This window comes from Sphingomonas sp. BL-S-25 (genome assembly GCF_055521555.1).
Window position 1 is genome coordinate 969,578 of record NZ_CM145486.1, and the last position, 14,197, is coordinate 983,774.

The 14,197-nt window shown below is 68.1% G+C and carries 10 protein-coding genes; 6 read left to right on the plus strand and 4 right to left on the minus strand.

Features of this window, described 5'->3' with window-relative positions; all coding sequences use genetic code 11:
- Positions 1 to 8: 8 nt before the first annotated feature.
- Positions 9 to 1,574 (plus strand): S1C family serine protease, encoded by a 1,566-nt coding sequence (locus tag ACZ1H8_RS04860; protein WP_465180235.1) that lies wholly within the window; start codon positions 9 to 11, stop codon positions 1,572 to 1,574.
- A 15-nt stretch (positions 1,575 to 1,589) separates the two neighbouring features.
- Here ACZ1H8_RS04860 and ACZ1H8_RS04865 read toward each other — a convergent pair whose 3' ends face one another.
- Together ACZ1H8_RS04865 and ACZ1H8_RS04870 are read right to left on the minus strand one after the other, a co-directional pair.
- The gene (locus ACZ1H8_RS04865) at positions 1,590 to 2,180 is read right to left on the minus strand and encodes an alpha/beta hydrolase (protein ID WP_465180236.1); all 591 of its coding nucleotides are present in this window, start codon (positions 2,178 to 2,180) and stop codon (positions 1,590 to 1,592) included.
- 168 nt (positions 2,181 to 2,348) lie between these two features.
- Positions 2,349 to 3,728: a helix-turn-helix domain-containing protein gene (locus ACZ1H8_RS04870; protein ID WP_465180237.1), complete on the minus strand. Its 1,380-nt coding sequence runs from the start codon at positions 3,726 to 3,728 to the stop codon at positions 2,349 to 2,351.
- A gap of 168 nt (positions 3,729 to 3,896) precedes the next feature.
- Here ACZ1H8_RS04870 and aceA point away from each other — a divergent pair, with 168 nt between their 5' ends.
- Entirely contained in the window at positions 3,897 to 5,180 is a 1,284-nt protein-coding gene (gene aceA / locus ACZ1H8_RS04875; protein WP_465180238.1) for an isocitrate lyase, read from the plus strand.
- A 14-nt stretch (positions 5,181 to 5,194) separates the two neighbouring features.
- Entirely contained in the window at positions 5,195 to 5,353 is a 159-nt protein-coding gene (locus ACZ1H8_RS04880) for a hypothetical protein (protein WP_181402196.1), read from the plus strand.
- Between the two features lie 41 nt (positions 5,354 to 5,394).
- Here the strand turns inward: ACZ1H8_RS04880 and ACZ1H8_RS04885 are convergent, their stop codons facing one another.
- On the minus strand, positions 5,395 to 6,849 hold the full coding sequence (locus tag ACZ1H8_RS04885) for an MFS transporter (RefSeq protein ID WP_465180239.1): 1,455 nt from the start codon (positions 6,847 to 6,849) through the stop codon (positions 5,395 to 5,397).
- Between the two features lie 143 nt (positions 6,850 to 6,992).
- Here ACZ1H8_RS04885 and ACZ1H8_RS04890 point away from each other — a divergent pair, with 143 nt between their 5' ends.
- Together ACZ1H8_RS04890 and ACZ1H8_RS04895 are read left to right on the plus strand one after the other, a co-directional pair.
- The gene (locus ACZ1H8_RS04890) at positions 6,993 to 8,138 is read left to right on the plus strand and encodes an acyl-CoA dehydrogenase family protein (protein WP_465180240.1); all 1,146 of its coding nucleotides are present in this window, start codon (positions 6,993 to 6,995) and stop codon (positions 8,136 to 8,138) included.
- A 127-nt stretch (positions 8,139 to 8,265) separates the two neighbouring features.
- A complete protein-coding gene (locus ACZ1H8_RS04895; protein WP_465180241.1) occupies positions 8,266 to 9,054 on the plus strand; it encodes an SDR family oxidoreductase in 789 nt (262 codons plus the stop codon).
- A 56-nt stretch (positions 9,055 to 9,110) separates the two neighbouring features.
- Here ACZ1H8_RS04895 and ACZ1H8_RS04900 read toward each other — a convergent pair whose 3' ends face one another.
- Positions 9,111 to 11,369: an NADP-dependent malic enzyme gene (locus ACZ1H8_RS04900; RefSeq protein ID WP_465180242.1), complete on the minus strand. Its 2,259-nt coding sequence runs from the start codon at positions 11,367 to 11,369 to the stop codon at positions 9,111 to 9,113.
- Between the two features lie 245 nt (positions 11,370 to 11,614).
- On the opposite strand from ACZ1H8_RS04900, the gene mutS reads away from it, so the two are divergent.
- Positions 11,615 to 14,194, plus strand: coding sequence for a DNA mismatch repair protein MutS (gene mutS, locus ACZ1H8_RS04905; protein WP_465181341.1), 2,580 nt, complete (start codon positions 11,615 to 11,617; stop codon positions 14,192 to 14,194).
- The last annotated feature ends 3 nt before the right edge of the window (positions 14,195 to 14,197 follow it).

The following is a 14,197-nucleotide window of genomic DNA, read 5'->3' on the forward strand; positions in this document are numbered from 1 at the left end:
GGTGTTCGATGCGTCGGTTGATTGTCCTGTTGATGCTGGTTTTCGCGTCGGCCTTCAGCCTGACGACTGCCGCCCGCGCGGATGACATCTCCGCCTCGGCGCGCGGCGTCGTGCGCATCGTCACGATCGCCGTGGTCAATGACGAGGTGGTCGGCTTCGGCCATGGCAGCGGCTTTGCGGTTGCGCCGAACCGGATCGTCACCAACGCCCATGTCGTCGAACTGGCCGCGCGCTATCCCGACAATGTCGTCATCGGCGTCGTCCCCTCCGAGGGCAACCGCTCGTTCCAAGGCCGGCTGGTCGCGATCGACCCCGACCGCGACCTGGCGCTGATCGAGTTCAGCGGTGCGCGCCTGCCACCGCTGGCGGTGTTCAAGGGACCCGTCTCCGACGGCGAGGCGCTGGTCGCGCTCGGCTATCCCGGCAATGTCGACCTGGCGACGGCGCAGAGCGCGCGCGATTTCATCACCCCGCTGTCGCCGGTCCGCTCGCAGGGCAATTTCGCCGGCATGCGCAGCCTGCGCGGCACGTCGATGCTGCTCCACACCGCCAGCATCGCGCGCGGCAATTCGGGCGGGCCGCTGCTCGACCGGTGCGGCCGCGTACTCGGCGTCAACGTCGCCATCACCAACAGCGAAGGGGGCGACGCCAACTTCGCCTTCGCCATTTCCGGCCAGGAACTGGGCGCGTTCCTCGCCGAGGCGAAGCAGCCCTATGGCGAAGTGGCAGTTCCGTGCGTCAGCGTCGAGGAACGCATGGCGCAGGACCGCAATGCCGACGAACAGGCCCAGGCCCAGGCGGCGGAGGCCGAGCGTCAGGCAGCCGCAAAGGCAGCGGCCGAGCGCGAGGATGCGCTGACCCAGGCACGCGCCAACAACGAGGCGCAGCGCGAGAATTACATGGCCGGCGCCGCGGTCCTGCTGGTGCTGGGCGCCCTGTGCCTGGGCGCGGCGGGCATGATGCTGTCGCGCGGTCAGCAGCGCGCGGCGCTGTGGCTGGCGATCGGCGGCGTCGTGCTCATGATCGGCGCCGCTGTCCTCTTCTTCAGCCGGCCGAGCTTCGATGCGACCAAGGTGGTCGCCGTGACCTCGGCCGACACGCCCAAGGGATCGAAGCTGCCCGGCACCGCCGCGACCGGCCGGCTGGTGTGCACGCTGGATCCGCAGCGCAGCCGGGTGACCACCACCACCACCGAGCGCGTCGAGCTGACCATGGGCCCGGACGGCTGCATCAACGGCAAGACCCAATATGCCGAATCGGGCAGCCGCTGGCAGCGGATCCTGGTGCCGAACGAGGAAGCGACGGTCTCGGTGCTCGACTATGATCCGGCCAGCCGCACCTATACCAATACCCGCTATCTCCTGTCGTCCGAACAGATGGAACGCGCGCGTCAGCTTCGCGCCGGCGTCCAGCTTAAAACCTGTTCGCAGGATCAGGCGGCACGCGGCCAGCTGGCCACCAGCCAGCAGGAGATCAAGGCGGCGCTGCCGCAGCTGTATAACGAGAAGCTGGTCTATCGCTGCGGCGCGGCCACAACCAGCGACGCGGCGGCGGCCACGGACGCCGCCAACTGAGCTCCGGTCAACGGATCAGAGGCGGATGCCCAGCGTCTCCGCCACGCGCAGCCTGCGATCGACGACATTGGCGGTAAGCCGCATCAACAGGCTGTGCGCCTGCTGCCAAGCCGGTTCCTGGGCTGGCGCGGCGAGCGGCGCGGGCCCCGCCTCGACGAAGCGGCTGCCCCAGCTGGCGGCCAGCGCCTGGAGATCGTCGGCATGGCGCGGCGCATGGCCGTCGACCACCGCCGAGGGAAAGGGCAGCACCACGCGCGGCGACAGGAATTTCTGCGCGGTATCGGCGTCGCCGCGCGGCGCGAACAGCAGCGCGCCGGCGACCTTCGAGACATAGGAGGCCGGCGACAGCCGCGCCCACCAGGCGGTGGCGTGGCAGCTTTCGCCCTCGGCGACCAGCAGCACCGGCCGCTGCGACCGGGTGACTGCGTCGTCGAGCCGGCTGGCCCACAAATTGCGCTGGGAATCGGTGCCGGCGTGATGATCGAGATGCGCATCGCCGCGATCGGGCCAGCCGAGCAACGCCTTCCAGGACGGCGCGCGATTGGCGGGATCGGAGAGCGTCACGACCGAGAACAGGTCGCTGATCGGCATCGTCATCGCGGTCATGGCATCTCTCCCGGCGAGTCGTGTCGCCTGAGAGGTTATTCCCATTGTGAAACTATGCAATCACCGATGCGTCCGGCGGAACCGCCCCCGCGACGAACCCGCCCGCCATGGCGCGGCGCTTCCAGGGCGATCAGCCTGATGCCTCTATCCGCCGGGCGGGGCTGCGGATCAATCGCCGGCGAAGCCGAAGGGCGACAGTCCGGTCTCTCGATCATTGACCAGCCGCGCGCGGCCGCCGGGCGCCGCCGATCGCTGCGGGCAGTCGGGGCGGGTGCAGGCGCGGCAACCCAGCCCGATCGGCACCGCGCGCCCATGCAGGTCGAGCCCGCGCGCCGAGGCGAGCGTCGCCGCATCGCCCGCCGCCAGCCCCAGCGCGACAGCGAAGCGCGCGCGAACCCCGCCGGCGCGCGATCCCTGTGGCTGGACGACCCGTGCCAGCGTCAGCCAGCGGCTGGCATCTTCCAGTTCGGCCAGTTGGACCGCGACATCGCCCTGCCGCTCGAACGCGTCGAACGGCCCCCAGAGCGGGCACAGGCCCGGTGCATCGGCCAGTGGCGACCCGCTGGCACCGGCATAGCGTTTGGAGACTTGGCCGGCACGATCGGTCCGCAGCATGAAGAAGGGCAGGCCGCGCGCGCCGACGCGCTGCAGGGTGGTCAGCCGGTGCGATACCTGCTCCCAGGTCGCGCCGAAGCGCCGCATGAGTAGGTCGACATCATAGCCGGTCGCCTCGCAGGCGCGCAGGAACCGGGCATAGGGCATCATCAGCGCTGCGGCGAAATAGCCGGTCAGGTGCCGGCGATAGAGCCGCTCGCCCAGCCGATCGAGCCCGGCGCCGCGGACCAGCGCCTCGATCTCGTCCTGCGCTTCCTGCGCCAGCCGCTCGGCCAGCGCGAAGCTGCGCGAAGCCGGCTCGAGCGATTCGGACAGCTGGACCTGCCGGGCATGCAGGTCGATCCGCTTCAGCAGATCGGGCATCACCTCGACCGGCAGGATTCGGACCGACATCTGATGGCGCACGCGCAGCCGCTCGGCCATCGCGCTGTACAGGTCGCCCGATCCCTGACGCAGCTCGTCGGCCAGCGCTTCGGCCGCGGCGTCGAGATCGGCGAAATGATTGCGCCAGCGTTCGATCTCGCGCCGCACCGCCAATGACGGGTCGGGCGCGCCGTCGCTCGCCGCCCCGCCCTGCCCCATCCGGTCATAGGCGCGAGCGAACGCCTCCGCCCCGCCCGGCGCACCGGCCAGCCATTCCTCGACCTGCGCCCGGTCGACCTCCAGATCGGCGAACATCGGGTCGGCCAGCCGCCGTCGGATCGCATCGCTGCCGCCGCCGGGCTCGCTGGCCCCCAGCGTGCGCGGATCGAAGTCATAGGTCTCGGCCAGCCGCAGCATCAACGTCGCGGTCAGCGGACGCTGGTTGCGCTCGATCAGGTTGAGATAGCTGGGCGACACGTCGAGCGCCTCGGCCATCGCCGCCTGGGTCAGCGCCAGCGTTCGGCGCAGACGGCGGACCGCGTGACCGGCGAAAAGCTTGCGTTCGGCCATATGCGTACCTCCCGCGTACACTCTGTCAATAATTTACAGATTTTCCAAGTGAGTCATTCGGATGCCCGACCTGCCCACCTCAACGGGATGACGCGAGGCCTGTCACGCCCGCCATTTCCGGGCAATTGCATCCGGGCAGACCGATACGACTTGTCAAGGAAATCACAGATGACGACCAGCTTCGAAGACCTCGTCCCCGCACCCGCCGGCCGGTTCGACGGGATCACCCGTCCCTACACCGCCGAGGATGTGGCGAAGCTGCGCGGATCGTTCGCGATCGAGCACACGCTGGCCCGTCGCGGCGCACTGAAGCTGTGGGACCTGCTGAAGACCGAGCCCTATATCAACTCGCTGGGCGCGATGAGCGGCAACCAGGCGATGCAGCAGGTCCGCGCCGGGCTGAAGGCGATCTACCTGTCGGGCTGGCAGGTCGCGGCCGATGCGAACACCGCCGGCACCATGTATCCCGACCAGTCGCTCTACCCCGCCAATGCCGGACCCGAACTGGCGAAGCGGATCAACGCCGCGCTCCAGCGCGCGGACCAGATCGAGCATTCCGAAGGCGGCGCGACGCGCGACTGGTTCGCCCCGATCGTCGCCGATGCCGAGGCCGGGTTCGGCGGCCCGCTCAACTGTTTCGAGATCATGAAGGCCTATATCGCCGCCGGCGCTGCCGGCGTGCATTATGAGGACCAGCTGGCCAGCGAAAAGAAGTGCGGCCATCTGGGCGGCAAGGTGCTGATCCCCACCCAGGCGCATATCCGCAACCTCGATTCCGCGCGGCTGGCGGCAGACGTGTGCGGCGTGCCGACGATCATCTGCGCGCGCACCGATGCGGAAAGCGCGAAGCTGATCACCTCGGACGTCGACGAGCGCGACCATGAGTTCCTGACCGGCGAGCGCACGCCCGAAGGGTTCTTCCGCCTGAAGGACGGGACCGGCGTCGATCACTGCATCAAGCGCGGCCTGGCCTTTGCCGAGCATGCCGACCTGCTGTGGTGGGAGACGTCCAAGCCGAACATGGACGATGCCCGCCGCTTCGCCGAGGCGATCAAGCGCGAATATCCCGACAAGATGCTCGCCTATAACTGCTCGCCCAGCTTCAACTGGGCGAAGAATCTGGACAAGGACGACATTGCCCGGTTCCAGCGCGAGATCGGCGCGATGGGATACAAGTTCCAGTTCGTCACGCTCGCCGGCTTCCACCAGCTCAACTACGGCATGTTCGAGCTTGCCCGCGGCTACAAGGATCGCGGGATGGCGGCCTATTCCGAGCTTCAGCAGGCCGAATTCGCCGCCGAGGCCAATGGCTATACCGCGACCCGCCACCAGCGCGAGGTGGGCACCGGCTATTTCGACCTGATCGCCCAGACCGTGACCGGCGGGCTCAGTTCGACCACCGCGCTCGCCGAGAGCACCGAAACCGCCCAGTTCGACAAGCAAGCTGCCTGAAAGGAGCAACGACCATGACCGGTGAACCCCAGCGCAGTCGCGCCGTCTTCTCCACCGAGGATTTCCGCCTGCTGCGCGAAGCCGTCAGCACCCATCTGCAACAGGTGAAGGACACGCCGGATTCGGTGAAGTTCAGCAATCTCTATCACCGCCTGGGTCGCATCGCGGCCTGAGCACCGACTTTCCTGGGGAGGAAAGGAACCCGCCGGCGCCATCAGGCGCCGGCGGGTTTTTCGTCAGTCGCGACGCGCATCGCCGCGACGCGCGCATCATGTTCGACCTTGCCGAAGGGGAAGCGGCGATAGAAGAAGGCAGCGGCGCCCCCCAGAACCAGATAGCAGAGAATGAAGAGGCCGGTCATGCGGTCGACCGTCTCGACCGGAACCGTCCCGGGCGCGGCGCCTTCCGGAAAGCCTACGGCCCACAGGATCAGCCCCGTTGCAAAAATCCCCAGGCCGCTGCAGCATTTCTGGACGAAGAACCAGCCTGAGTAGAATACGCCCTCCGACCGGCGGTGGGTTCGCACCTCCGAATCCTCGACGACGTCCGCCATCATCGATGCGCCGAGCATCGTCGCCGACACGCTGCAGCAGGTGTTGAGGGCAAAGATCGTGAACAGCAGCGGCAGCATCGCCGGGCTGCCAATCTCGGGAAACCATCCGAGCAGTCGCAGCGCATAAGACGAGGACAGCAGCAGCGCCGCCGCGATCATGAACCCCATCGCGGCGCGCGGCTTGCCGATCCGCCGCGCCACCCGCGGACCGACGATGAACGCCCCGATCACGCCGATGAAGGTGATCAGCGCCACCCCCTGCAAGGCGCCGCCGCTGAAGCGCCAGACATGGACATAGAGATAGTTGGACAGCGCGAAGCTGATCCCCTGCGCCGAATAATAGCATAGCCCCGCCGCCATCAGCATCGCGAAGGCGCGGTTGCGCACCGACTCCCACAGATCACGGAAATGCGCCGCCAGCGGCCGGGGATGAAGCTCGGGCCTGGGCAGCCGACCGATCTCGCGGTGCGTGCCCAGCGCCGAAATCAGGATCGCGCCGGCCATGCCGATCGCGCCGACCAGCGCGAAGCCGGGATAGCTGGCGCGATTGAGCAGCCCGCTCTCCTGCCCCGCATCGGGTGCCAGCAGCCAGGCATAGGACAGGGCCGCCATCCCCATGCCGCCCGCCCATCCGAACAGGTAGCGATAGGCGGTGATCCGCGTGCGCTCGTCATAATCGGCCGAGAGTTCGGGCGTCAGCGCCTGCGACGGGACCTCATAGGCCGACACCGCGGTCCGCACGATCACCGCGCTGACGAACACCCAGACCAGCATCCCGTCCTGCGACAGCGCGGGCGGATTCCACAGCATCAGCCAGCCCGCGGTGATCGGCAGCGCCGAGGCGTACATCCAGGGATGGCGCCGGCCCCAGCGGCTGCGCGTCCGGTCGGAGAGATAGCCGATCGCCGGATCGATGAACGCGTCGAGGATCAGCGCGCACATGATCGCGAACCCCACCTGCGCCGCCGGCACCCCCAGCACCTGATTGTAGAATAGCAGCAGGAAGGTCGAGAAGGAGAGGTCCTTCACCCCATAGGCGACCGCGCCAAAGCCATAGGCCAGCATCGATCGCTTCCCGACCTTGCGGACGGGCGGCAGGGCGGTGCCTTCAGTCATCTCGTCCTCCGGGTGCGACGGGCCAAGCATAGGAAGCGCCTGCGCGCCGTCAATGACATGGATTTTGAAATTCGGGTACGGCTTGCCAGTGGCTGTGCAGGCGGTATAGCCTAGGGCCTTCGAACTCTCAGAACGGCGGATTCATGGCGCTCGACCCGGAAATCTTCGACACGCTGATCGAGACGATTCGCCGCTTCGTCGCCGAGCGGCTCCGCCCGCTCGAGGCCGAGGTCGAGGCAGCCGACGCGATCCCCGCCGAAGTGATCGACGAGATGAAGGCGCTCGGCCTGTTCGGCCTGTCGATCGCCGAGGAGCATGGCGGGCTCGGCCTGACGATGCTGGAGGAGTGCAAGGTCGCGGTCGAGCTGGGCCGCACCACTCCGGCCTTCCGCTCGGCCTTCGGCACCAATGTCGGAATCGGCAGCCAGGGGATCGTGCTGGCCGGTACGCCCGAGCAGAAGGCCGACTGGCTGCCGCGCATCGCCAGCGGCGAGGTCGTGTCCAGCTTCGCGCTGACCGAGCCCGATGTCGGTTCGGATTCGGGCGCGGTGAAGACGCGCGCGGTGCGCGACGGCGACGTCTATCGCCTGTCCGGCACCAAGCGCTACATCACCAATGCCGACCGCGCCGACGTCTTCACCGTGATGGCGCGCACCGGCGACGAGCCCGGCGGACGCGGCGTCTCCGCCTTCCTGGTGCCGCGCGACCTGCCCGGCGTCAGCGTCGGCGAACCCGAGAAGAAGATGGGGCAGAAGGGCGCCAAGGTCGCCGACGTGATCTTCGACAATGCGCCGGTCCCCGTCGCGAACCGGCTTGGCGCGGAGGGCGAAGGCTTCCGCATCGCGATGCAGGTGCTCGACCGCGGGCGGCTGCACATCTCGGCGGTTTGCGTCGGTGTCGCCGAGCGGCTGATCGCCGACTGCGTCGCCTATGCGACCGAGCGCAGGCAGTTCGGCAAGCCGATCGCCGAGCATCAGCTGATCCAGGCGATGATCGCCGATTCCAAGACCGAGGCGCTGGCCGCCCGCGCGCTGGTGATGGAAACCGCGGCGCGCAAGGATGCCGGCGACAACACCACGATGGAGGCGGCCGCCGCCAAATATTTCGCGTCGGAGATGGTGGGCCGCGTCGCCGACCGTGCGGTCCAGATCTTCGGCGGGGCGGGCTATATCGCCGATTATGGAATCGAACGGCTGTACCGCGACGTGCGCCTGTTCCGGATCTATGAGGGCACCAGCCAGATCCAGCAGTTGATCATCGCCCGCGAGACGATCAAGCGCGGGGGATAATCTCACTCCCCCTCCCGCCTGCGGGAGGGGGTCGGGGGGTGGGCTCCCGGCAATCACGAACGCTGCCGTCGGCGGAGAGCGGGTGCCCACCCCCGACCCCTCCCGCAGGCGGGAGGGGAGAGAAAAGATGGACACCAGCACCCTGTTTCGCCTCGACGGTCGCGTCGCCCTGGTCACCGGCGGGTCGCGCGGGATCGGGCGAATGATCGCATCGGGCTTCATCCAGCAGGGGGCGAAGGTCTATGTCTCGTCGCGCAAGGCAGCGGCATGTGACGAGACCGCCGAGGCGCTGGGCCCCAATTGCATCGCGCTGCCCGAGGATGTCTCGACCGTCGCCGGCTGCAAGGCGCTGGCCGCGAAACTGGCCGAGCGCGAGGAGCGGCTCGACATCCTGGTCAACAATGCCGGCGCCGCCTGGGGCGTACCGTTCGAGGAGTTCCCGGAAAGCGGCTGGGACAAGGTCATGGACCTTAACGTCAAGTCGCCCTTCTTCCTGACCCAGGCGCTGCATGCGCTGCTCAAGGCGGGCGGATCCGCCGAGCAGCCGGCGAAGGTGATCAACATCACCTCGATCGACGGCCAGCGCCTCAACGCGTGGGAAACCTATAGCTATCACGCGTCGAAATCGGCGCTGATCTACCTGACCAAGCGCATGGCCGCGCGGCTGGTGCGCGACCATATCAACGTCACCTCGATCGCCCCGGGCGCGTTCGCCAGCGACATGAACAAGGCCGCGCGCGACCATGGCAGCGACGTCGCCAAGGCGATCCCGGCGAAGCGCATCGGCACCGACGAGGACATGGCCGGCGCCGCCATCTACCTCGCCAGCCGCGCCGGCGACTATGTCATCGGCGACACGATCACGGTCGATGGCGGCCTGGTCAACGCCTCGCTGGGCGTCAGCATCGACGCCTGATCGGAGCATTCCTGCTCCTCTCCCGCAGTCGGTAGAGGAGCAGGATCAACCTTGCCTCAGCGCGCGATGCCGCCGGCGGCGAGCACGGCGAGTGTCACCAGTTCGCTGGCGGTGCTGGTCATCGGGGCGATCTGGACAGGCTTTTCCATGCCGATCATCATCGGGCCGATCATCGAATCGCCGCCCAGTTCGCGCAGCAGCTTGGCCGAGATATTGGCCGATTGCAGGCCGGGCATGATCAGCACGTTCGCCGGGCCCGACAGGCGCGAGAAGGGATAATTGGCCAGCTGGCGCGGGTTGAGCGCGACGTCGGGCGACATCTCGCCTTCATATTCGAAGCTGATGTCGCGGCCGTCGAGCACCTGGACCGCGCCGCGCAGATTCTCCAGCCAGCGCCCCTCGGGATTGCCGAAGTTCGAATAGCTGAGGAACGCGACCCGCGGCTCGTGACCCATCCGGCGCGCGACGGTGGCGGCGCCCTCGGCAATGTCGGCCAGTTCTTCCGCCGTCGGACGCTCGTTCACCGTGGTGTCGGCGATGAACACCGTGTGCGTCTGGCCGACCAGGATGTGCATGCCGAACGGGGTACGGCCGGGCTCGGGATCGATCACGCGGCGGACCTCGCGGATCGTCTGGGCATAGGTGCGGGTGACGCCGGTGATCATGGCATCGGCCTCGCCGAGCTGGAGCAGCAGCGCGCCGAAGATGTTGCGGTCGCGGTTGACCATCCGGTCGATGTCGCGGCGCAGATAGCCGCGGCGCTGCATCCGCTGGTACAGGAAATCGCCCATGCGCGGTACGAGCGGCGAATTGACGCTGTTGTGCAATTCGAAATCGTCCGGATTGGCGCCCAGCGCGCGCAGTCGCTCCTGCACCGTCTCGCGGCCGACAAGCACCGGGATGCCATAGCCGCCTTCCTTGAACGCGATCGCCGCGCGCAGCACCACTTCCTCTTCCGCCTCGGCGAAGATCACCCGCTTCGGGTGCGCGCGCGCGCCTTCATAGGCCAGGCTGAGGACCGAGGTGGTCGGGTTCATCCGCCCGCGCAGCTGCTGGCGATAGGCAGCCATATTCTCGATCGGCTTGGTCGCGACACCCGAATCCATTGCCGCCTGGGCGACGGCGGCGGGGACGACTTCCATCAGCCGCGGATCGAACGGCGCGGGAATAATATATTCGGGGCCGAAGCTGTGCTGGACGCCGTAGGCGGCGGCGACTTCCTCGGGCACCTGCTGGCGCGCGAGCTGGGCCAGTGCGGTCGCGGCTGCGATCTTCATCTCGTCGTTGATCGTCGTCGCGCGGACGTCGAGCGCGCCGCGGAAGATGAAGGGGAAACCGAGCACGTTGTTGACCTGGTTCGGATAGTCCGAACGGCCGGTGGCGATGATCGCGTCGGGACGCGTCGCCTTGGCGAGCGGGGGGCTGATCTCGGGATCGGGATTGGCCATGGCGAAGATGATCGGCTTGGGCGCCATCTTCTCGAGCAGCTCGGGCGGAAGCGAATTGGCCGAGGCCAGGCCGAAGAACACGTCGGCGCCGTCCAGCGCCTCGGCCAGCGTCCGCTTGTCGGTGGCGACGGCATGCGCCGACTTCCACTGGTTCATGCTCTCTTCGCGACCCTGATAGATCACGCCGCTGAGGTCGAGCATCAGCAGATTGTCGTGCGGCAGGCCCATCGCCTTGATCAGTTCGGCACAGGCGATCGCCGCCGCGCCGGCGCCCAGCATGACGCATTTGGTTTGCTTGATGTCGCGCCCGGTCAGGTACAGCGCGTTGATCAGCCCGGCAGCGGCGATGATCGCGGTGCCATGCTGGTCGTCATGGAACACCGGGATGTTCATCCGCTCGCGCAATGTCTGCTCGATCACGAAGCATTCGGGGGACTTGATGTCCTCCAGGTTGATGCCGCCGAAGCTCGGCTCCATCAGCTCGACCGCGTCGATGAAGCGGTTCACGTCCTCGGTCTTCAGCTCGATATCGATCGAATCGACATCGGCGAAGCGCTTGAAGAGGACCGACTTGCCTTCCATCACAGGCTTCGACGCAAGCGCACCGAGATTGCCCAGGCCCAGGATGGCGGTGCCGTTGGAGATGACCGCGACCAGATTGCCCTTGGCGGTATAGTCATAGGCGAGCGACGGGTCCGCGGCGATCGCGCGGACGGGAACTGCCACGCCCGGCGAATAGGCCAGCGCCAGGTCGCGCTGCGTCGCCATCGGCTTGGACGCGATGATCTCGATCTTGCCCGGACGTCCCTCCGAATGGAACAGCAGCGCTTCGCGCTCGGAAAACTGGACGTTGGGGTTCTCTGACATTCTTCTCTCCCGGGGGCTGCGATCCCTTTACGGTCCCCTCCCCCGCGCCGCAACGTTCCGTTTGACTGAGTTATGCTGCGCGATGCTGCAACGCCAAGTTTGCCGGCCTCACGTCCACCGCCCACAGGATTATTTGCCGATCCTGCCCGATCTTCGGCCTGGGGCGGTTCCGCCACCGGCATCGAGTCACTATCGAAGCGAAGATGGCCGTGAAGGAACCCCAGAGCGCGAACGCGCCCACCCCGATGATGGCGCAATATCTGGCGCTGAAGGCGGAGGCGCAGGATTGCCTGCTCTTCTACCGGATGGGCGATTTCTTCGAACTTTTCTTCGAGGATGCGAAGATCGCCTCGGCGACGCTCGACATCGCGCTGACCGCGCGCGGCGAGCATGATGGCGAGCGCATCCCGATGTGCGGCGTGCCCGTCCATGCGATGGACGGCTATCTCGCCCGGCTGATCAAGGCGGGTCACCGCGTCGCGATCGCCAACCAGACCGAAACGCCCGAAGAAGCGAAGAAGCGCGGCGGATCCAAGGCACTGGTTGCACGCGCGATCGTCCGCGTGGTCACGGCTGGCACGCTGACCGAGGAATCGCTGCTCGACAGCCGCACCGCCAACTGGTGCGCGGCGATCGGCGAAGTCGGTGGCATGGCGGCGATCGCCTGCGCCGATATCTCGACCGGCCGGTTCGAGGTGATCGAGACAGATCCTGCGCGCGTGGCCGCGGAGATTGCGCGGCTGTCGCCTGCGGAGACGATCGCTTCGGAAAGTTCGGAGGTCGCAGAGCTGGCGACGGCGCTGCGCCCCCGCGTCGACTTCGACAGCGCGCGAGGCGAGGCGCGGCTGAAACAGTTGTTCGGCGTCGCCACGCTGGATGCGTTCGGCCAGTTCTCGCGCGCAGCGCTGGCGGCGGCGGGCGGGCTGGTCGCCTATCTCGACCACACCGCCAAGGGCTCGCTCCCCTTCCTGCGCCCGCCGCGGGTCAGCCGGACCGAGGCGAGCATGGCGATCGATGCGGCGACGCGCGAGAGCCTGGAGCTGACCGTCAGCGCGGCGGGCACGCGGCGCGGCAGCCTGCTCGACAGTGTCGACCGCACGGTCACCGGCGCCGGCGCGCGGCTGCTGGGCAGTGACATTGCCGCCCCGCTGATGGACCGGAACATGGTCGAGGCGCGGCTCGACCTGGTGCAGCGCTTTCACGACGATGCCGGACTGCGCGACATGGTCCGCGGGCAGCTGCGCGCGCTGCCCGATATCGGCCGTGCGATCGGACGGATCGCCGCGGGCCGCGGATCGCCGCGCGACCTGGGCCAGTTGCGCGACGGGCTGGACGGCGCCTGGCGGCTGGGCGAGCGGCTGATGAAGCTGGAGGCGAGCCCGCCGCTGCTGTCGGAGCTCGCGCCGCAGCTTCAGGGGCATGGCACACTGGTCGACCTGCTGTCGCGCGCGCTGGTGCCCGAGCCGCCGGTCGATGCCGACAAGGGCGGCTATATCGCCGAGGGCTATGATGCCGCACTCGATGATCTGCGCGATGCCGGTGCCGGCGGGCGGCGGGTGATCGCCGCGCTGGAGGCCGAGTATCGCCAGCGCACCGGCATCGCCGCGCTGAAGATCCGCCATAACGGCGTGCTCGGCTATCATATCGAGGTGCCGGCCAAGGCCGCCGACGCGCTGATGCAGCGCGACAGCGGTTTCACCCATCGCCAGACGCTGGCGGGGGGCGTGCGCTTCAATGCGCCCGAGCTGCACGACGCCGCGGTCAAGGTGACGCAGGCCGGAGCGCATGCGCTGGCGGCCGAAGCCGCGCATCTCGAGGAACTGACCAACGCCGCGCTCGACACGCGCGAGGCGATCGCGCGGACCGCCGACGCGCTGGCGCGGATCGATGTCGCGGCGGGTCTTGCCGAGCGTGCGGCCGAGGGTGGCTGGGCGCGGCCGACCCTGGTCGAGCATAGCTGTTTCGAGATCGAGGGCGGGCGCCATCCGGTGGTCGAGGAAGCGGTCGCGCGGTCGGGCGGGCGGTTCGTCGCCAATGACTGCATGCTCTCCGAGGCCAGCCGGTTGTGGCTGGTGACGGGTCCGAACATGGGCGGCAAGTCGACCTTCCTGCGTCAGAATGCGCTGATTGCGGTGCTGGCGCAGGCCGGCAGCTATGTCCCCGCCGCCCGCGCGACGTTGGGCATGATCGACCGGCTGTTCAGCCGGGTCGGCGCGTCGGACAATCTGGCGCGCGGCCGATCGACCTTCATGGTCGAGATGGTCGAGACCGCCGCGATCCTGGCGCAGGCGACGCCGCGCAGCTTCGTCATCCTGGACGAGGTCGGTCGCGGCACCTCGACCTATGATGGCCTCGCGATCGCCTGGGCGGTGGTCGAGGCGATCCATGAGGATAATCGCTGCCGTTGCCTGTTCGCGACCCATTATCACGAGCTGACCCGGCTGGCGGAGCGCTGCGACGCGCTGACGCTGCACCATGTCCGTGCGCGCGAATGGAAGGGCGAGCTGGTGCTGCTGCACGAAGTTGCCGAGGGCCCGGCGGATCGCAGCTATGGCCTGGCGGTCGCGCGGCTGGCGGGGCTCCCGCCGATCACGATCAAGCGCGCCAAGTCGGTGCTCGACAAGCTGGAGGCCGGGCGACAGAAGACCGGCGGCATCGCGGCCGGGCTGGACGACCTGCCGCTGTTCGCCGCAGCGGCCGAGGCAGAGGAGGAAGCGATCGACATGCTGCGCGCCGAGCTGGAGACGCTGGATATCGACAGCCTCAGCCCGCGCGATGCGCTGGACGTGCTGTACCGGCTGAAGGGGCTGGCGCGCGAGGGATAGCTG